General features: G+C 57.5%; 15 protein-coding genes. 7 read left to right on the top strand and 8 right to left on the bottom strand.

The window, feature by feature from the left end; translation table 11 throughout:
* Positions 1–180: 180 nt before the first annotated feature.
* Positions 181–1,764 (bottom strand): rhodanese-related sulfurtransferase, encoded by a 1,584-nt coding sequence (locus AO240_RS16935; RefSeq protein ID WP_099237614.1) that lies wholly within the window; start codon positions 1,762–1,764, stop codon positions 181–183.
* Complete coding sequence (locus AO240_RS16930) at positions 1,761–2,372, bottom strand: cysteine dioxygenase (RefSeq protein WP_099237612.1); 612 nt, start codon at positions 2,370–2,372, stop codon at positions 1,761–1,763. Before AO240_RS16930 ends, AO240_RS16935 begins: the two co-directional genes overlap by 4 nt.
* Before the next feature lie 226 nt (positions 2,373–2,598).
* On the opposite strand from AO240_RS16930, the gene AO240_RS16925 reads away from it, so the two are divergent.
* Both AO240_RS16925 and AO240_RS16920 read left to right on the top strand, forming a co-directional pair.
* Positions 2,599–3,504, top strand: coding sequence for a LysR family transcriptional regulator (locus tag AO240_RS16925; RefSeq protein ID WP_099237610.1), 906 nt, complete (start codon positions 2,599–2,601; stop codon positions 3,502–3,504).
* 121 nt (positions 3,505–3,625) lie between these two features.
* The gene (locus AO240_RS16920) at positions 3,626–4,420 is read left to right on the top strand and encodes a class II aldolase/adducin family protein (RefSeq protein WP_099237608.1); all 795 of its coding nucleotides are present in this window, start codon (positions 3,626–3,628) and stop codon (positions 4,418–4,420) included.
* Between the two features lie 323 nt (positions 4,421–4,743).
* Here the strand turns inward: AO240_RS16920 and AO240_RS16915 are convergent, their stop codons facing one another.
* Together AO240_RS16915 and AO240_RS16910 are read right to left on the bottom strand one after the other, a co-directional pair.
* Positions 4,744–5,826 (bottom strand): LLM class flavin-dependent oxidoreductase, encoded by a 1,083-nt coding sequence (locus AO240_RS16915; RefSeq protein WP_099237606.1) that lies wholly within the window; start codon positions 5,824–5,826, stop codon positions 4,744–4,746.
* Between the two features lie 208 nt (positions 5,827–6,034).
* The gene (locus tag AO240_RS16910) at positions 6,035–7,447 is read right to left on the bottom strand and encodes a PLP-dependent aminotransferase family protein (protein ID WP_099237604.1); all 1,413 of its coding nucleotides are present in this window, start codon (positions 7,445–7,447) and stop codon (positions 6,035–6,037) included.
* Between the two features lie 157 nt (positions 7,448–7,604).
* Here AO240_RS16910 and AO240_RS16905 point away from each other — a divergent pair, with 157 nt between their 5' ends.
* The 5 genes from AO240_RS16905 (at position 7,605) to AO240_RS16885 (ending at position 11,780) form a co-directional block, all read left to right on the top strand.
* Positions 7,605–7,769, top strand: a complete 165-nt coding sequence (locus tag AO240_RS16905; RefSeq protein WP_016968943.1) for a rubredoxin — start codon at positions 7,605–7,607, stop codon at positions 7,767–7,769.
* 27 nt (positions 7,770–7,796) lie between these two features.
* Entirely contained in the window at positions 7,797–8,666 is an 870-nt protein-coding gene (locus AO240_RS16900) for a sugar phosphate isomerase/epimerase family protein (protein WP_099237602.1), read from the top strand.
* 68 nt (positions 8,667–8,734) lie between these two features.
* On the top strand, positions 8,735–9,367 hold the full coding sequence (locus tag AO240_RS16895) for a LysE family translocator (protein ID WP_099237600.1): 633 nt from the start codon (positions 8,735–8,737) through the stop codon (positions 9,365–9,367).
* A gap of 76 nt (positions 9,368–9,443) precedes the next feature.
* On the top strand, positions 9,444–10,502 hold the full coding sequence (locus AO240_RS16890) for a diguanylate cyclase (RefSeq protein ID WP_099237598.1): 1,059 nt from the start codon (positions 9,444–9,446) through the stop codon (positions 10,500–10,502).
* 48 nt (positions 10,503–10,550) lie between these two features.
* Complete coding sequence (locus AO240_RS16885; RefSeq protein ID WP_099237596.1) at positions 10,551–11,780, top strand: M20/M25/M40 family metallo-hydrolase; 1,230 nt, start codon at positions 10,551–10,553, stop codon at positions 11,778–11,780.
* A 242-nt stretch (positions 11,781–12,022) separates the two neighbouring features.
* On the opposite strand, the gene AO240_RS16880 is transcribed toward AO240_RS16885, so the two are convergent.
* From AO240_RS16880 to AO240_RS16860, 4 genes are all read right to left on the bottom strand, one after another.
* Positions 12,023–12,589 (bottom strand): hypothetical protein, encoded by a 567-nt coding sequence (locus AO240_RS16880; RefSeq protein WP_256585973.1) that lies wholly within the window; start codon positions 12,587–12,589, stop codon positions 12,023–12,025.
* A gap of 603 nt (positions 12,590–13,192) precedes the next feature.
* The gene (locus AO240_RS16870) at positions 13,193–13,549 is read right to left on the bottom strand and encodes a hypothetical protein (RefSeq protein ID WP_099237594.1); all 357 of its coding nucleotides are present in this window, start codon (positions 13,547–13,549) and stop codon (positions 13,193–13,195) included.
* A gap of 293 nt (positions 13,550–13,842) precedes the next feature.
* Positions 13,843–14,175, bottom strand: coding sequence for a contact-dependent growth inhibition system immunity protein (locus AO240_RS16865; protein WP_099237592.1), 333 nt, complete (start codon positions 14,173–14,175; stop codon positions 13,843–13,845).
* Positions 14,172–18,848 (bottom strand): RHS repeat-associated core domain-containing protein, encoded by a 4,677-nt coding sequence (locus AO240_RS16860; RefSeq protein WP_099237957.1) that lies wholly within the window; start codon positions 18,846–18,848, stop codon positions 14,172–14,174. Before AO240_RS16860 ends, AO240_RS16865 begins: the two co-directional genes overlap by 4 nt.
* Between the last annotated feature and the right edge of the window lie 42 nt (positions 18,849–18,890).

Genomic DNA, 18,890 nt, shown 5'->3' with positions numbered 1-18,890 from the left:
CGGTATGCCTATAAAAACTGGCTGTGAAGTTCTTTTTGGTTATAAGTTAATTATGAAAATAATTGATTATGTGTAGATTGATTATTTGTTTTTTGCATTTGGTGGGTGGTGGCTTTCTGTGGCAAGCCCGCTCGCCACACAAGCCCGCTCATCACAACAAGACGGCTTGCCACTCAAGCATCAAATCACATAGAAACCATGCGTGCCGTCGCGGGCCAATTGGTCGACCAGGCCATATTCCCAATCCAGGTAAGCCTGCATAGCCTCCCTGGGGCTTTCGGTGCCTTCGTAAGGTCGGCGGTAGCGATCAATACGCGGCGAAGCCAAATGCGTTTCGCCTTCTTCCAGCGGCAACTGCGCATTGATCCATCCAGCCGTGCCGTCTTGCAGCAAGAAGACTTGCTTGCCGGTAATGGCTTCGACTTCGGCCACCGCCCAGCGCGCCAGTTGGCTGCTGCCGCAGGTGAGTACATAGCGCTGGGCAGACGGCACGTTGGCCAACGCCTCGGGCAGTTGCGCGCGCAAGGCCCACCAAGCGCCGGGGATATGGCGTTTGACGTAATTGGCGCTGGCGGTGAAGTCCAGCACCACGGTGTCGCCATGTTCCTGCCATTCGGCGAGGGTCTGCGGGCTGATCAATTCGGCCTGCGGTGGCGCGGGAACCGGCGCCACCCAAGCACCCTGTTGGCTGAAGTGCGCCGCGTCCAGGCCATCCAGTACCTGCACGTCCCAGCCCAGTTGGGCCAGCCAGGACGCCGACATGTTGGCGCGCACGCCGTCATCATCCACCAGCACCAACCGCGCGCCGCGAACGCTGGCGACGTGGTCGGTTTCCTGCACCAACTGGCCGCCCGGCGTTGAGCGCGCGCCCGGCACGTGGCCGGCTTCGAATTCTTCCGGGGTGCGCACGTCGAACAGGTAGGTGGTGCGGCCCGGTTCCGACTGCCAGCGTTGCAGGTCGGCGAGGCTGGCACGGCCGACGCCGGCAGTGTCGGCCACGCGGCGTGCAGCCTCAGCGGCGAGCTGGCGATGTTCTTCGGCGGTCGGCGCAAAGCGGCGCGATTGGCCGTGCGCAAGTTTCTGCCCGGCCAGGGTCCAGCCGATGGTGCCGTTGCGCAAGGCCGACACCGGGTTGGCCACGCCCGCGTTGATCAGCGACTGGGTGCCGATAATGCTGCGGGTACGCCCTGCACAATTGACGATGATTCGGGTGGCCGGGTCGGGCGCCAGTTCACGCGCGCGCAACACCAACTCGGCACCGGGCACGCTGATGCCGGTGGGAATGCTCATGGTCTGGTATTCGTCGAAGCGGCGGGCGTCGAGCACCACCACATCGGCCTGGCTGTCGAGCAACGCCTGCACGTCTTCGGCGCTCAGGGACGGCGTATGGCGCTCGCTCTCGACCAGCTCACCAAAGGCTTTGCTCGGCACGTTCACGTCGATAAACAGCTCGCCACCGGCGCGGCGCCACCCTTCAAGGCCACCGTCGAGCAGGCCGACGTGGGTGTAGCCCAGCGCAACCAGGCGCTCGGCGGCGCGACTGGCCAGCCCTTCACCGTTGTCGTAGACGGTGATGGGGGTATCGCGGCGCGGAATGCGCGAATACACCTCCAGTTCGAGCTTGGACAGCGGGATATTCGCAGCGAACAGAGGGTGAGCCTCGGCAAACGGCGCTTCCTCACGCACGTCGACCAAGGCGACTTCTTCATGGGCCAACAGGGCCTGGCGAATCTGGGCGAAGCTGCGGTTCGATACGCGGGTCATAGGGCAGGGCTCTTTTCTTTGGATAAATCCCAGATGTTCGGGAGGCAGGCGTTTGAATAACCGGAGATAAACAGTTTTTCGCTGCCGTCGGGCTGGTACACCGCGCGGCGCACGGCACCGATATTGGCGCCATACACATGAATGCTGATGGACACCTGGTCGCTGTGCGCATTGCTGACCTGATGGATGTCGCCGACCTTGGGCGACACCGCCTCGACCTGGCCGGGCACCAACTGAATCGGTTGGCCTTCGGCGACGAGGCTGCCGTCCGGTGCGCGTTCAAAACCCTGCGAAAGCTCCGCGCCGCGCAACATGCCAATCAGCCCCCACACCCGGTGGTCATGAATCGGCGTGCGTTGCCCCGGCCCCCAGACAAAACTGACGACGCTGAAACGCTGGCGCGAGTCGGCATGCAGCAAAAATTGCTGGTAGCGCTCGGGGTCGGGTTGCGCGTATTCGTCGGGCAGCCAGTCATCGTGGCTCACCAGTTGCGCCAATAGCTTGCCGCCACGGTGCAGCAGGTCGCCTTCGCGTGGGTTGCCGTCGATCAATTCCGCCAGGGCGCCTATAAAGGCTCTGAGTGGTTCGGGGTGTCGGGCCTGAGTCATGGCAATTCCATCAGATGCTTTAACGGGTAGGGGTTGATTGGTTTATCTAAGCATAATGTTTATGGTTAATATGCTATTTTTTAATGATTAGCTTATAGCCGAAGGTAATTTAGAACCGCACTGAATAGCGTTAGACGTTATCGATCACCGCGTGGGCTATTCAGATAGCGTGGCGACAACTATGCTTGGCGCACATCTTAATGACTGTTCTCTATGCGCGGCCAAAATGAAAATTGATGATATCGATGCCTTTGTCGAAGTGATTCGTTGCCAGTCCATCAGCCATGCCGCCGAGTCGTTGCAACTGACCCAGCCGGCCATTACCCGCCGCGTGCAGAACTTCGAGCAGGCGTTGGGCGTGGAGCTGTTCGACCGCAATACCAAGCCGCTCAAGCCCACGCTGATCGGCACCCGGGTTTATGAGCAATGCCGGTTGATCCTGCGCGAGATGGATGCGCTGCGTGAACTGGTGGCCACCGATGCGCCGCCCACCGGCGTGTTGCGCCTGGGTGTGCCGCAGACCATTGGCGACGTGGTGCTGCTGGATGCGCTCAAACACCTGCGCACGCAATACCCCGACCTGCGTGCCCAGGTCGCCACGGGCTGGGGCAGCCAATTGGTCGGCAAGATCGAACGCGGCGAGCTGGATGCGGCCGCGGCGCTGTTTCCGGCGGGCAAGATCTTCCCGGATAACATCGTTGGCGAGTCCATCGGCAAGATGGAATTGGTGGTGGTGTGCGCCAAGGCGCAGCTGCCGAAGAAGCCCTGCAAGCTGGCGGATGTGTACCAGAACGGCTGGGTTCTGAACCCGGATGGTTGCGGTTTTCGCGCGGGTTTGCAGCGCACCTTGTCCGACCAGGGCCTGGTCCTGCGGGTTAACCTGGAAACCTTCGGTACCGAGTTGCAGTTGGGCCTGGTGGCCGACGGCTTGGGCTTGGGCCTGGTGCCCCGGCCATTGCTGGAGCGCAGCGCGCATCGCGAACAATTGGCGGTCATGCCGCTCAAGGACTTCAAGCCGGTGATGGACCTGTGGCTGATCTACCCGCATTTTCTCGGCAACCTGCAAGGCCCGGTGGATGCATTTGGCAAGTGGGTGACGGACGCCCTGCACAAGGTTCGTAGCGCGGCCTGATTTGGGGGTAGCTAGTATGAAAAAAAATAATAATTAGCTTAGATTAAAATGTGCTTTTTATTATTTTTGGCCATCCCCTAGGCTGACTGGAAGTCCTTAAGGCCATCCAGGAAGTTTTGCCATGAGCAGCGTCGCCTCCCTATCCAGCGTGTCCAGCAACGTCCGTCAGCGTGTCACTCCACAAGAGTGGGAGGTGCGCGTCAAACTGGCCGCCGCCTATCGACTGGCGGCCTTGTACAAGTGGACTGACCACATCTACACGCACTTCTCCGCCCGTGTGCCGGGGCCGGACGAGCATTTTCTGATCAACGCCTTTGGGCTGTTGTTTGATGAAATCAGCGCCTCCAATCTGGTCAAGGTCGACCTCGACGGTACTATCGTCGACGACCCTACCGGCCTGGGCATCAATTACGCAGGCTACGTGATCCACAGCGCCATTCATGCGGCCCGCCACGACTTGCAAGCGGTGCTGCACACGCACACCCGTGACGGTATTGCGGTGTCGGCGCAGAAGGACGGCTTGTTGCCGATCTCTCAGCACTCGATTAGTTTTTCCGGGCGCGTGGCGTACCACGGTTATGAAGGCGTGGCGCTGGACCTGGACGAGCGTGAGCGGCTGGTCGCGGACTTGGGCGACAAGAGTGTGATGATCTTGCGTAACCATGGTTTGTTGACGGCGGGCGTGAGTGTGGAGCATGCGTTTCAGCAACTGCAGGGGCTGGAGCGAGCGTGCAACATTCAGATTGCGGCGCAGGCGGCGGGGAATGCGGAATTGGTGTTCCCGCCGGCCGAGGTTGTGGCCAAGGTCGAGAAGCAGGCTGAGGTGTTTAAAGCAGGTGATGGGCCAGGCGTCGCGCGGCATTGGAATGCGTTGATCAGGCAATTGGAGCGCACCGATACTGACTACAAAAACTGACCCTGAGCCCGTAGCAGATCCAAAGGTGAGAAGAGCCTTGTGTGGGGGACTTGTGAGAGGCCTTGTAAGAGGAGCCTTGTTAGAGGCGCTTTGTGTGGGGGCCTTGTGAGAGGGCCTTGTAAGAGGAGCCTTGTTAGAGGGCCTTTGTGTGGGGGCCTTGTGAGAGGGCCTTGTAAGAGGAGCCTTGTTAGAGGGCCTTTGTGTGGGGGAGGGCTTTTGTGGGAGGGGGCTTGCTCCCGATTGCAGTGTGTCAGGCGCCACCTGTATGCCTGATGTACCGCTATCGGGAGCAAGCCCCCTCCCACATGGATTTCAAGGTGTGGTTAAGCGACTTTTTTGGCCTGCTCGCGTTCAGCAACCAGTTGTCGCGTAAGCGGAATCAGCCGCTTGCCGTAATCAATCGCATCATTGAGCGGGTCAAAGCCGCGAATCAGGAAGGTGGTAATCCCCAAGTCGTAGTAATCCAACAATGCCTCAGCCACCTGCTCTGCGGTGCCCACCAACGCAGTTGAATTGCCTTGCGCCCCGAGCAACCCGGCAATCCCGGTCCACAAGCGCTTATCCAGCCGCGACCCCTGCGCTGCTGCTGCCAGCAACCGGCGCGAGCCTTCGTTCGGCGGTTCACGCTTTACAAATCCATTCTTCTCGGCCAACTGCGTGGCCTGCTGCAAAATGCTCTCGGCGCGTGCCCAGGCCAATTCTTCGGTCTCGGCGAGGATCGGCCGCAACGACAAACTGAACCGAATCGTACGCCCATGCTTGGCCGCTTCTGCGCGCACTTGGGTGACGACTTCGCGCACTTGTTCGTAGGTTTCACCCCACAGCGCATACACGTCGGCATGCTTGCCCGCCACCGCAATCGCCGCCGCTGAAGAACCGCCGAAGTACAGCGGAATATGCGGCTGTTGCGGCGACTTCACGGTCGAGTGCGCGCCTTCGACTTGGTAGTAGGTGCCGGAGAAATCGAAGGGCTGCTCACGGGTCCATTGCTGGCGGACCACGCTGAGGTATTCGTCGGTGCGTGCGTAGCGTTCGTCCTTGCCGATATGGCTGCCGTCGGCACGCAGCTCGCGGTCATCGCCGCCGGTGATGATGTGCACCGCAGTGCGCCCGCCGTTGAATACATCCAGCGTGCTGAACTGGCGTGCGGCCAGCGTGGGCTGGGCGAAACCCGGGCGGTGGGCGATCAGAAACTGCAGCTTTCGGGTCACGCTGGCGGCATGCGAGGCGATCAACGTGCTGTCCGGGCTATTGGAGTGGAAGGCCACCAGGGCGCGGTCGAAGCCGGCCTCTTCGTGGGCGCGGGCCACGGTTTCAACGTAGTCCGGTTGCAGGGTCGGGCCGCTGCGCGGGTGAATCTCGGAAGCGTGGTGGCCGCCGATATAGCCGATGAATTCAATGCTCATGGTCTGTCCTTGTCGAGTACGTGATTAACACCTCCGCCAGGCAAGGGGTCGGTTATTCACGTCAAAACTAGGGGCTGCGGCCGGGTCTGTAAAATGCCGATTGGTTCTATCCTAATTATTAAAAAATAGAATCATAAATTAATTTATATATCAGTAATTTGCATTTTGTGTGCGTCAGGTTCTTTGCATGAAAAAGCTCACCGCAGGCTCAAGCACCGCGCACCGCTTTGAGCAGCAGCGCTTCAAAGACCCGCTGCACCCGTGGCTCATCACTGTGCGCCACATTAAAGCGCATCGAGTTGAGGTGGGCAGGGTCGTAGCCGAACAGTGCGCCTGGCGCCAGCACCATGCTGCGTTTAAGCGCTTCTTGGGCGAGCAGTTCGCCGTTCACCTTGGCGGGCAGTCGCGCCCAGATGAACATCCCGCCTTCATAGGCCATCGGCAGTTCGCAGCCGCAACGCTTAAGCCATTGCTCAACGCGGCCTCCAGCTTCCATCAAGCGTTGCACCATGCGCTTGCGGTGTTTGGCGTAGCTCCCTTCGCTGAGCATGCGGTACACGAGTTGCTCGAACAGCTCCGAGGTCACGCCGCCGCTCATCAATTTCATGTTGGTCAGGTTGGCCGCCAGTTGCGGCGCGGCCACCACGTAGCTGACGCGGGTGTTGGCGCTGAGGATTTTCGAGAAGCCCGAGAGGTAGGTCACCTGGTCGAGACCGGCGAGGGCGGCCAGGCGTGGCGGCGGGTTGGGGTGCAGGTCGCCGTAGAGGTCATCCTCGACGATATGGCAGTGGTATTGCCGGGTCAGCTGCAGCAGGCGAAACGCTTGGCTGGGGCTGAAAGAATGGCCGGTGGGGTTATGCAGCACGCTGGTGGTCAGGTACAGGCTGGGGCGGTGCTCGGCCAGCAATTCCTCAAGCGCGGTAAAGTCGAAGCCGTCCGGGCGGCGTTGCACAGTCACGACTTTGACGCCATGCAAGGCAAGGTTGGCGTGGAAGTTGAAGTAGCACGGTGCGTCCAGCAGCACCGTGTCGCCGGGGCGCGCGAGCAGGCGCATGAGCATGTCCAGGCCTTGCACGGTGTTGGGTGTGGTGATGATTTGTTCCACCGGCACCGACAAGCCATCAGCGTGAAGTTTTTGTTGCAGGGCCTGACGCAACGGCAATAACCCGGCCGGTGTGCCCAGCCCGGCGATACGCAACGACGGCGCACGCACCACGCTGCGCAGGGTTTGGCGAATCGCTTCGGCGTTCAGCCATTCCTCCGGCAAATGCCCGCCACCGGGGCGCAGGTCGCCGACCGCATTGACCAATGGGCGGCGCAATACGCTGAGCAGGTCTTGGGGCAGCAGGTCGACCCACGTGACGGGCGCCGGGCGCGCAGTGTCCATCGCCACAAAGTAGCCGCGGCCTTGGCTGGAGGTCAGCAGGTTGCGACCGCGCAGGCGGTCCAGCGCTTCGTTGAGGGTGAATTTGCTGACGCCCAGGGTTTCGGTCAATTCGCGCACCGAGGGCAACTTGCTGCCGGGTGCCCATTCGCCGCTCTCAATGGCCTGGCTGAACGCCTCGACGATCTGCTGAACCTTGGGCGTGCCCTCCACAAAATCGACGACGGATACAAACATAAACCTTCCTTGTCTTTGCCGGTGATTTTACCGGTGAAGTTAGGCCGGATTAAGCATCACTTTACCTGCCTTGTGCAATGTCGCTCACCTAGACTGCGCGCCATCTCGCCAGGAATTGGCGAATTTCCTACAGGCGAGCAATGGATTTCGCATTCTCATGAAGACTTATATGTGCGCACCCTGCGGTTTTATGTACGTGGAAGAATTGGGCATTCCTGAAGATGGAATCCCGGCAGGCACCCCATGGGAGGAGGTGCCTGAAGACTGGACATGCCCGGATTGCGGCGTGACCAAGGCCGACTTCATGGCCATTGAACTTTAAAACGTCATCAACGAAAGGAATCGATTAATGGAAAGCAAGCTGATCAATGCCACCGTGCCGTTCTGTACCGGTGTGGCCCATCAGAAATACCTGGGCGCCGAATTGGGCCTGCTAACCGCCGTTGAAGGGAGTTGCACCCACTGGTACATCGACGGCAGCCTGTTCGGCGAAATGGTCGACGACTGGACCGAGGCGCGCATCGTCAGCCTGCAGGAGCAGATCGCGGCCACCGGCGTAAAGCCGGTATTCCACGGCAACTTCAAAGCGCCGCTTGGCAGTGACGTCGAGGCTTTCCGTGCCGCAGCCGTGCAGTACGTGAAGAAAGAAATCGACATCGCCAGCCGTCTGGGCGCGCCGTTGATCATCCACGGTGGCTGCATCGTCGAGCCAAAAATGGTGCTGATGGCGAAGAAGGTAGCCCTGGAGCATTACCTCAAGTCGGTACAGGAACTGGCGAGTTACGCCGAGGCCAAGGGCACCGATATTTACTTGGAGAACCTGTCCAATTACGTCAACTATCGGCCGTTTCACTACATCTTCACGCATGAGGCGGAATACGCCTTTGTGTTCGAGCGCCTGCAGGCGCACAGCAATGTGTACTTCTTCCTTGATGCGGGCCACGCCAATATCGAAAACGGCCTGCCGGCCGAGGTGGTGCGTAAATACCACCACCTGATCAAGGGCATCTCCTTCAGCAACAACAATGGCGTGCAAGACCAGCATTTCGGTATTCACGACGGCAATTGCGACTACGCCGACGTGATGCAGGCCATCGTCGAAACCAACTGGAAAGGCTTGGTGGCGTTCGAAACCCGCAATCAAACCGCCAAGGCGGCGCTGGCGGACCTGGCGCTGATGTACCGCGAATCCCTGACGACCGAAATCGCGGTCGCTTGATGGGGCCGGGGCGGGCGCTTGCGTGCTCCGCCCCGTTGTTGTTTCTTAAAACCCAAGGTCTCGGACACATGACAAGTGCGTTAACGCTTTCTTCGTTCCTCTACTTTCTGCTGTTTTGCGCCACCATGACCTTCAGTCCCGGCCCGATGACCCTGCTGCTGCTGAGCCTGGGCTTGAAAGACGGCCTGCGCAGCTCGATTCCGGCGCAGATCGGCGCCAGTGTGTCGTACCTGATTTCGATCCTGATCTTTGCCGTGGGCTTTTCGGAATTGATCAAGGGCAACCTTGCGATCACTCAGGCTATCCAGTTCGTCGGTGTGGCCTACATTCTTTACCTCGCTTACAAACAGTGGACCAGCAGCGGCGTGGCGATCAACAAGGCCGGCGCCGCAGAGGGCTCGCGCAGCCTGTTTGGCAAGGGCTTGTTGACCGGGTTTTCCAACCCCAAGACCATCATCATGTTCAGCGCGGTATTCCCGCAGTTTGCCGGGGCAGGGGAGCACAGCTCATCGGCGGATATTGCCATCCTCGGCCTGACCTTTCTGCTGTTGCAGTTCGCCAGCGGTTGCCTGTACTGCTATTTCGGCCAGCGCATCAAGCACGTGCTGGAAAACCCCAAGCGCCGAGTGTTATTGCAGCGCGTCACGGCGGTGCTGTTGCTGGGTGTGGCATTAATGTTGGCGCGGGGTTTTTCGCACTGAGCCGGCTTATGAGTGGTAGTGGCGATTTGCCGCTGCCCTGATAGACTCCAGGCATTCATCCAGGATTACACCGACCATGTCAGCCGCCGGAGGAAATGGACTTCCGCTCGCTTCACGGTTATATAAATCGCGAACCTTTGGGCTAACGCTCGGTTTTGTGTGTGTGGCGTTTGGCATGTACCCCTTGAACCCGCCGTTGTGGGTGTGGGCGTTGATGCTGACCAACGCCTTTATCTGGCCGCACCTCGCGTATCAAGTGTCACGCCGCGCGGGTAATTCACTGCGCAGCGAACGCCGTAACTTGATGTTCGATTCTTTTTGCGGCGGTTTCTGGGTTGGCGCGATGTACTTCAACCCATTGCCCAGCGTGACCACGTTGTCGATGATGAGCATGAACAACGTTGCCATCGGCGGGCCGCGTTTTATGCTCGCCGGTTGGGTGGCGCATGCCTTGGGCATCGGCGTTTCCCTGCTGTTGTTCACTCCGGCGTTTGTCGCCGTCACCAGCCAGGCCCAGCTCTACGCTTGCCTGCCGATCCTGATGCTGTACCCCTTGGTGCTGGGCTGGATCTGCTACCGCCAAGCCGAAACCCTGGCCCGGCACAAGCGCGAGCTATTCGCGTTGAGCCGCACCGACAGCCTGTCCGGCCTGCTCAATCACGGTGCCTGGAAAGACCACTTGGAAGTCGAGTTCCAACGCTGCCGCCGCGAACAGCAGGGCGCGGCCATCGCGCTGATCGACATCGACCACTTCAAGCTGATCAACGACACGTATGGCCACGTGACCGGCGATAGGGTGCTGCGCCAACTCAGTAAAGTGCTGCGCCAGAACCTGCGCGCCACTGACTTGGCGGGGCGCTACGGTGGCGATGAGTTTTGCGTGATCCTGCCGGGTATGCCGCTCAACAGCGCCACCGAAGTGATGGATGCGCTGCGCGATCGCTTCAATGCATTAGCCTATGCCCAAGACCCCTCGTTGCGCGCGAGCTTGAGCATCGGCCTGGCGCAATATCAACCCGCGCACGCCGACGCCACGAGCTGGCTAAACGACGCCGACCTTGCGTTATATGAAGCCAAAAGCAGTGGGCGTAACCGGGTCAGTTCAGCGCATGGCAGTTGGTTGCGGTCGGTTTAGTGGGGTAGGGTGTCGCAGCACCTCTCAACAAAAAACAAGGATCGGTCCATGCTCTTCACCTTCTCCCGTACGCTCCTGGCCGCCACCCTGGCCTTGTCCTTTGCCGTGCCGGCCTACAGCGCCGAACCGCATAAGCAAATCCAGGCTGACGCCGAACAGTACAAGGCCCCCGCGCTGAAACTGCTTGAACGCCTGGTGAATATCGATTCGGGTTCCGGCTACGCGCCGGGCTTGACGCAAGTGCGCGACATCGCGGTGGATGAGTTAAAACAGCTGGGTTTCAGCATCGAGCAAGTGCCGGACGCGGCCGCCAATAGCAGCCATGTGATCGCCACCCTCAAAGGCACCGGCAAGGCCAAAATCCTGCTGATGGCGCACATGGACACCGTGTTCAAGGAAGGCTCCGCCGCCGAGCGCCCGTTCCATATCAAGGACGGCCGCGCCTATGGCCCCGGCGTGATGGATGACAAGGGCGGCATTGTCGCCGGCATCTACGCGCTCAAAGTCCTGAAAAACCAAGGCTTCAAGGACTACGCGCAAATCACCTTCCTGCTCGACGCCAGCGAAGAAACCGGCTCCGAAGCCGCGGCTGAACTGATCCGCAAAACCGCCAAGGCCCACGACGTTACCTTGAACCTGGAACCCGGCCGCCCAGCCGACGGCCTGGTGGTATGGCGCAAAGGCAGCGCCACCGCCGTGGTCGAAGTCAAAGGCAAAGCCGCCCACGCCGGCGTCGCCCCGGAACTCGGGCGCAACGCCGCGATGGAAGCCGCGCACCAGATTCTGCAACTGGGCAAACTCGGCGACGAAGAGAAAAAAACCACCATCAACTTTACCGTGCTCAAGGCCGGCGACCGCGTCAACGTCATCCCCGACCAAGCCACCGCCAAAGCCGACGTTCGCGCCGCGTTGCCGGAAGAGTTTGACCGTATCGAAAAAGACCTGGCACGCGTTTCGGCCAACAAGCTGATCCCCGACACCGAAGTAAAAACCAGCCTGCTACGCGGCTTGCCACCCATGCCGCAGACGCCGGAGTCGGACAAACTGGTCGCGATTGCCCAAGGCATTTATGGCGAATTGGGGCGTAAGCTGACCATTGAAGGCAGTGGCGGGGCAGCGGATGCAAGCCTGTCGGCCGGGGTCGGCACGCCGACGCTGGATGGCTTTGGGATTGTCGGCGGCAACATACACACCCCAGAGGAATACGCCGAAGTGGAAAGTGTGGCACCGCGTATCTACCTGCTCAGCCGAATGATCATGGAGCTGTCCAAACGCTGATCACACCCTTACGACTGACGCGCTCCTGTGGCGAGCGCGTTGTTGTACCAAGAGGGCTGTTATGCCAAGAGGGCTGTTGTGGCGAGCGGGCTTGCTCGCGTTGGGCTGCGCAGCGGCCCCAAAACCAACACCGCCGATTAACCGGACCCAGCGCGGCGCTCCCACTGGGGCCGCTTCGCGCCCCAACGCGAGCAAGCCCGCTCGCCACAGGGGTGTGGGTATTCATTGAGGAAAGTGCTTTTTTACCATGTTGATGAGTCTTCAAGGCTGGCTTTTTGAAGGTCGTCTTTCCACCCCGCCTTGGCGAGGTTGTAAATATCTTCAAAGAAACCTCTAGGATTTGCTATTTGTGTTTCGTCCCAGGCCATTGTTGAATATTCCTCCGGATCGTCCTCAAAGTAAGACTGAAAATTGAAATTTTCGGTAATTAATGCGAGTGCTAAGCTCTCCATTAGTTTATATCTGTGGCGATAGGAAAGCTTGTTGTACGGGTCCAGGCAATATTTAAGTATGAGATTTTCTCTGTCTTTGTTGTCGTTGGGGTTGTAGAGAGCAAACTCTACCCCCTTCGTTTCCTCTCTGTCGTAAATATCAAAGACGCCCACGAAATAGTACAGGTTGGCATCGAAAATTATGTGCGTGGATGATGGGTGAAAAAGCATTTTAACGCCTTGGTGAGAGTGGGGCTGAAAGTTAGCCTGTTTGTTGCGGGATTTAACTCGTTGAAACTTTATACCAGGTTGCGCGATCTTCGAGACTGGCTTTTTGAATGTCGTCTTTCCAAGCGTTTTGAGCGAGCCGGTAGACATCTTTTAAAAAACTTCTAGGACTTTACAGTTCGTACCATTCTGTCCTTGGACATGCTGCCGCCTCGTCATTGTCTATGTCGAATAAAATTTGGAGGTCATGATTGTCGTCGGCCAAGCTGTTTTTAGAGCTTGAGTCAGAACGTACTTATGTCTGTAGGATAAGTAATCCAAATTCAATTTTTGCATGGAGCTACTTTAAGTTTTCATTTGGCTGCTGGGATTACCGTGCCTGTATTTTTTTGATTTTCGAGAAGCGTCTCCATGAACCGTCTTTGGTCGATGATAAGTTCGGAAAAGTAAGTGGCCATCCTTTTGGATGCATCGTCAAAGCCATCGTTACTTGATAAATAGTATTCGATGGAAAGACTTAACCAATCTTGATCGAGTTTTGTGAAAGATAAGAATTTTGGTTTTTTCAGCTCGTCAAATAACTCGATTAATTGGTCTTTATGCGCTCCCTTTTCAAATCGTCGGTGTTCTCAATGTCGCAAGTGAAGAGTGAATCCCGGATGATTGACATTTCAGGTGATTTTTTGATGTTTGCAGCTCCTTGTAAGCAGCGTCAAGGTTGCCATTTCAGGCGTCAAGCATCGGACTTATCAATCAACACTCTTCGAGCTCGATTTGATAACGGGTGAGGCAATCAAGCAGCACTTTCATAAACTGCCTTTTGTCTAAGATTTCGTCATCGAAATAAGTATCAAAAAGGTAAAATACGCAGTCGAAATTTTCGTCTGTTTTTAGAAAGTGCTGAAGTGTGTCGATGTACCAATTACGCTGTTTGAGTTTGTATGAGGTGTATTCAGGCTTGGTTAGCTTTTCAAACAGTTCAGACAGTTCTTTATCGTCGTTTATGTTCTTGGAGACTATGAAGCGCTCTCTTTCAAGATTGTCGTAGTTTTCAATGCTGTAAGTGAAAAGCACGCTTCTTAGTATTGATAAGTCTGGGAGGTATTTCATTTCAGAACTCCGTAAATTAAATTCCAGTAGATGCGCCGGGAGACAGGCCTCACCCTTTTGATAAGCCAGCTCATAATGGCATTCAAGCTTTACAAAGTATCGCCTGATCCATGCCGATCAGAATGTTATCTCGGCTGATCGGCTTGTGTTTGTTGCCACCCTTGGCATCAGCAAAGGACGTAAAGCCGTTTACGTCATCTTTTATCTCGAATAAGTTTTGGAAGTTATAACTATTTTCTTCAATATTTTTGTTTGATTTTTAAGTCGAAAAACATTTAATGCGTAATTATTCTTTATGTTCGCCTTTCAGCTTTTGCTCTGGCATTCAATAAGTGACTATCAAACTTGCTGACTATGTGGCGTAGCCATGATAATCCTGAGGTCCATTCAAATGGGTAGTAGTAAAAACAATATTGTTCTTCGAGTAGGTTTTTTTGAAGATTTACTTCGTTTGTGTAGGAGGCTATTAATTCAAGTATTTCAGTTTTTACGATGATGATCGTGTCTTCATCGGAGTCTGTTAAAAATGAGTCTATGACATTATCCGCTGTGGGGTGATCCTCCAGCCAATCTTGGTTAAAGTAGCCGCCAAAAAACTGCTGAAGCTCTGTTAGTGGGGGATTCATATCTCTATTGGGTATCCTGTTAGTAGTAGGTAGCCATTTGGCATTCTAGGTTTTCGCTTTATGACTAAAACATATTTGTAGACGGGTATTGACTTGTCACTTCCCCTTAATAAGCTTAACCCCGTGGGCTGTTGTAAATGCTCCCTGATTACCAAGGTCTCTTTATTTCCTCTTAGAAATTCAGATATGTTTTGGTTGTGTGTGGCTAAGCTTTTAGAAACGAGTGTTTCTGCCTCTTCCAAGGTTTTGAACGTAGATGCCGCTGGAATATGTGGTTCCGATTCTAGCCTTACGGCGAGCTGGCCGTCCGTTTGGCCTACGTGCTTATGAATTAGGTGCCCGCCTGACCTCTCATGCGAGTCCAATACAGGTGTCTTGCTTGATTGAAGGGGATCGACTTTTGAGCCGGGGCACCCTCCCACCTTGCAACTTAAGCCCAGCGGATCAACCCACCCCGTAGGGTTAGGCACATACTGGTACGCGTTGATCCCGCCCGCCAGCTTCACCGGGTCCGGCGTCAGGTAGCGGCCGCTGTCTGGATTGTAGTAGCGATGGCGGTTGTAGTGCAGCCCGCTTTCTTGATCGAAGTATTGGCCCTGAAAACGCAGCGGGTTGTCGACTTTTTCCATGTCGAGGCGAGCGATATGGCCGTAGGCGCGGTAATGCGCGGACCAGACAATTTCGCCGTCAGGTGCGGTGAGTTCTTGCGGCGTGCCGAGGTGGTCGAGTTGATAGTGGAAGGCTTTGCTTTCACTCGGACCAAAGCCTTCCAGTAGCGCCAACGGCCGAAAACTGTCCGGCTCGTAGATATAACTGCGATGACGATCGGCGTGATGCTCGGCAATCAACTTGTCGCCTTGCCAAAAAAACTCGGTAGTTTTCTCGTCCACGGTTTTGCTGATACGCCGCCCAAACGCGTCGTAGCGGTAGCTGGCGGTTTGCCCGCTGGGTTGAGTGGTGCCAATCAGCCGGTGCTGACAGTCGTAGCGATATTCGGTGACGAGTTGATGGCCTTTACCGCGTCGTTCGCGGATCAGGTTGCCGAAGGCGTCGTAGTCGTAATGGTGGTCGCCCTGGATCATCAGGCGGTTGCCGGCAACGATGTCGGGGCCGGGGCGGTCTTGCATCAGCAGGTTGCCTGCCGGGTCGTGACCGAAACGTTCTTTCACGTCTTGTGAGTGATCGGCGTGGGTCAGGCGGGCGAGGGGGTCGTAGTGGTAGTCGTGTTGGCCCTTTCGGGTGTCGAGGATGCGGCCGAGGTTGCCGCTGTTGTCGTAGTCGTATTGGCGCTGGTAGAGGGTGTGTTCCTGTTGGCTGACCACGTGGGCGTGCAGGCGGTTTTGCTCGTCGTAGTGGTAGTGGCTGAGCAGTTGGCCTTGCTGGCGTTGGCGCTCGTGGCCAGCACTGAACAGGTGCGAGGTCAGCAACCCGCCGTTTAATTCGACGGTGGCGATTTGACCGCCCTTGTCGTGATTGAACACCAGGCGGTTGTTGTCCGGCAGGCGCAGGTGTTGCAACTGACCGCACGCATCGTAGCCGTAGCGCAGAGTGCCCCAGCCTTGGTGCTCGGCGGTGAGGCGGTTTTGCGCGTCGTATTCGTAGGCCAGCGCCCAATGGTTGTCGTCGACGCTGAGGAGATTGCCCTGACGGTCGTAGGCGTAATCAACAATGCTGCCGTCGGGCAGGGTTTTTCGTACAAGGCGCCCGGCGTGGTCGCGTTCGTAACAGGTGATTAGCTGACTGCTATCGTCGCCATGCTCGGTCTTTTCCAGCAGGTTGCCGTTGAGGTCGTAGACGTAAGCCGTGCGCTGGCCGTCAAAGCCGGTTTCCTGTTGGATCAGCCCGTTAGGGTGGTATTGCAACCCATAGACTTCACCGACTTCGTTTTCAATTTCAGTCAGCAACAACCGCACGTTGTCGTAGCGGTATTTGACTTGGGTGCCGTCGGCGTTGATGCGGCGGCTGATCAGGTGCAGGCCGTCGCCGTATTCGTAGCGGGTGACGTGGCCCAGCTCATCCCGCTCGGAGGTGATTTTTCCGTAAGGGTTGTAGCTGTATTCCCTAAACGCGCCGCCGGACACCACCACGCGAATCAACCGACCCACGCCGTCCCACTGATACTGGGTCAGTGCGCCATGTTCGTCCTCGCGCGCAACCTGGCGTCCGAGGTCGTCGTAGCGGTAGCGCTGGCTACTGCCGTTCGGAAATAACGCCTCAAGCAGTTGCCCATGGTCATTCCACACCAGCCGATGACAACTGCTATCGGGATACCAAACGCCAGTCAGTTGCCCGTGTTTGTTGTAGCTGTAGTCGGTAACGTTGCCGTCTGGATCTGTCTTGCGCGTGACGTCGCCTTGATCATTACGCTCGTACTTCCAAACCGCCTCACCACGGCGCACCACCCGTACGAAGCCGTTGTCATGCTCGTAGGAAGTCGGCTCATCGTCCCCCGGAAACAGCGCAATCAAGCGGCCCGCTTCATCGTACTGATACGCCGTCACCGCCCCCAGCGGGTCTTGCTCGACCGTCAGCCGGCCTTTGTCGTCATAGGATTTGAAATGCTCAGCGCCATCGGGATCAATCCGCTGCACCAGCCGTGCGCGCTGGTCATGCACGTAAACTTCCTGGCTGCCATCGGCGTTGTGAACCGTGACCCTGCCGTTGTCATCCCAGGCATAACGCGTTTCCATCTGCGAAAAGCTGGCCCAGTGCCGAACGCACCGCGCCGCCTTGCCTGCCCGTTCCCACGCCCAAAAGAAACGCGCGCCACCGGCCAACTGCCGCTCGAGAATCACGTGCTGCTCGTCGTACCGATAAAACTCGCTTTCGCCGACGGCATTGGTCGCTGAAAGCAGTCGTCCAGCGTCGTCGTAGGCGTAGGAAACAAGATTCTGCTCTGTCACCCATTCGAAAGGTTCATGGCCTTTGGCACGCTGAACCTGATAGTCCACCGCCACGATGTGGCCAGACGCGTAGCGTAAAAACAGCGACCGGCCTACACCGTTGTCCAACCGCTCAATGCGCCCGAGAAAATCCCGGAAAATCCGCAGGCGGTTGTCGTAAGCATCGCTGATCGCCGTCAGCAGACCGTCGCAAAAGTGATAAAAACGCGACGCCTGAGCCAGCACTAATTCACCGGGCAAATCACCCCAATAAATCGCCGCTTCGGCCAGGCTGTTGGTGATCGCCGGCCGAGAAACGCTGGGTAACGGAAACGCAGTCGACCGATTCTCATGGTCCGTCCACACCACCGAATCAGCGTCCACCACCAGCCGTTGCGCCAGCGAGTGACTCCAGCCAAAGCCCAACCCGCCATCCACTTCCACCGCGCTGGTGCGATACACCCGCGTCCACTCAAACGGCAACATCCCGTCCAGCGCGCCATCGGTGAGGGTCAGTAATTCTTCCCCGGTGACCATCGACACCGGGCAACCGTGAGTGAGGGTTTTGTCGGCGCTGGCCGCAGCATCGCCGTTCGGGTTCTTGCCCGCAGCGGGCACATCGTCGACGTGCTCTTGGCGCACCAATGTGGTCTTCTGCGTTTTGCCGCGAACCGCAGGCACCGGGTTCGCAACCAGATGCTCCCCAGCCTTCAACGGTGCAACCGGCACCGCCTTGATCGGTATCGCCGCACTGCCCAGCAACAACGGCTTGGCGGCCTCGACATGACTGTCCAGGCTGGATTTGGCGAAATGTTGAGAGATGTGTTCCAGCCACTGGCGTGCGCGACGAGACTTGATACCGCTCAACACCTTCGAACTCATGTTTACCGCTACGCCCATCCCGCCAGTGGCGAGACCCAGCAGCAGGTTGATCAGCACCTCGGCACTGATTTCCCCCAGCAGCTCGCTCATGGCGGGCGGCGGCAGCAAGCGCATCCAACTGACCAGTACCGACAGGTAGATAAACAGCAGCGGTTCATCGCTGAGCACCAGCAAGCCTTTTGCGAGGGCTTCGGTGCTGACCTTCAGGAGCTTTTCAAACTCGGCCTGTGACAGGTAATGCAGGAGTTTTTCGGCATTCGCCAGCGGGTCTGTGAGCCACTCAAACAGTTGCTTGAGGCTGTCCCAAAGTGCGTAAAGCGCATCGCCAAACCCACGCGCATAGGCTTGGTGCAGGGCGTGGTAGCGCTCAAGGAAGTCGGCCTCGGAGTAGCCATCCCACAGCGGTTTGAAGGTGCTCGCCCACTCATCGCGCAGCCAGCTTTCGAGCGGTGCGATCACCGACTGATAGGAGGCGTATAGCGCCTTGAAATGCGCTATGGAAACGTCGGGATAGAAGTTGATTCGGTACTGCTGATTGCGATCACATTCAGTGATTTCGAGAATGCCGCTGGGGCCGATGGTCTTGTGGATCGGCTCCCCCAGCGGGCCGCCGTTCGGGTCGATACGTTGCAGTACCACCGGCGTATTGCCGATGGGCACAAAGCGTGCGCTCTGGAACATGTGCACCAGGGTCAAGGTGCCGCTGGCCTGGCAGGTGGCGACGGTGCTGCTCGGAAACAGCGAGCGGTTGATCGGCGCAACCAGCGCCACTTCATCGCCGACCTTGAATACCTGCTCGACATCCAGCGCCGACAAGCTGAAATAGCTCTCGGCCCAGGCTTCATAGGTATTCAGGCATTGCCTGAAATCGCTGAGTACGGATTCGACGTCTCGTGTCTTTGAATCCATCGCCGCCAGTACCAGAAAGCCAATGGTTTGGCCGGTAACAGC

Source organism: Pseudomonas sp. ICMP 460, assembly GCF_002723595.1.
Lineage (GTDB): Bacteria > Pseudomonadota > Gammaproteobacteria > Pseudomonadales > Pseudomonadaceae > Aquipseudomonas > Aquipseudomonas kitaguniensis.
The sequence above is the reverse complement of the archived record's forward strand: the minus strand, read 5'-3'. Positions and strand labels throughout refer to the sequence as shown.

Excerpts from the sequence above, each read along its gene's own strand:
- AO240_RS16935 (WP_099237614.1), bottom strand. The coding sequence starts at position 1,764 with ATGACCCGCGTATCGAACCGCAGCTTCGCCCAGATTCGCCAGGCCCTG.
- AO240_RS16930 (WP_099237612.1), bottom strand. The coding sequence starts at position 2,372 with ATGACTCAGGCCCGACACCCCGAACCACTCAGAGCCTTTATAGGCGCC.
- AO240_RS16925 (WP_099237610.1), top strand. The coding sequence starts at position 2,599 with ATGAAAATTGATGATATCGATGCCTTTGTCGAAGTGATTCGTTGCCAG.
- AO240_RS16920 (WP_099237608.1), top strand. The coding sequence starts at position 3,626 with ATGAGCAGCGTCGCCTCCCTATCCAGCGTGTCCAGCAACGTCCGTCAG.
- AO240_RS16915 (WP_099237606.1), bottom strand. The coding sequence starts at position 5,826 with ATGAGCATTGAATTCATCGGCTATATCGGCGGCCACCACGCTTCCGAG.
- AO240_RS16910 (WP_099237604.1), bottom strand. The coding sequence starts at position 7,447 with ATGTTTGTATCCGTCGTCGATTTTGTGGAGGGCACGCCCAAGGTTCAG.
- AO240_RS16905 (WP_016968943.1), top strand. The coding sequence starts at position 7,605 with ATGAAGACTTATATGTGCGCACCCTGCGGTTTTATGTACGTGGAAGAA.
- AO240_RS16900 (WP_099237602.1), top strand. The coding sequence starts at position 7,797 with ATGGAAAGCAAGCTGATCAATGCCACCGTGCCGTTCTGTACCGGTGTG.
- AO240_RS16895 (WP_099237600.1), top strand. The coding sequence starts at position 8,735 with ATGACAAGTGCGTTAACGCTTTCTTCGTTCCTCTACTTTCTGCTGTTT.
- AO240_RS16890 (WP_099237598.1), top strand. The coding sequence starts at position 9,444 with ATGTCAGCCGCCGGAGGAAATGGACTTCCGCTCGCTTCACGGTTATAT.
- AO240_RS16885 (WP_099237596.1), top strand. The coding sequence starts at position 10,551 with ATGCTCTTCACCTTCTCCCGTACGCTCCTGGCCGCCACCCTGGCCTTG.
- AO240_RS16880 (WP_256585973.1), bottom strand. The coding sequence starts at position 12,589 with ATGTCTACCGGCTCGCTCAAAACGCTTGGAAAGACGACATTCAAAAAG.
- AO240_RS16870 (WP_099237594.1), bottom strand. The coding sequence starts at position 13,549 with ATGAAATACCTCCCAGACTTATCAATACTAAGAAGCGTGCTTTTCACT.
- AO240_RS16865 (WP_099237592.1), bottom strand. The coding sequence starts at position 14,175 with ATGAATCCCCCACTAACAGAGCTTCAGCAGTTTTTTGGCGGCTACTTT.
- AO240_RS16860 (WP_099237957.1), bottom strand. The coding sequence starts at position 18,848 with ATGGATTCAAAGACACGAGACGTCGAATCCGTACTCAGCGATTTCAGG.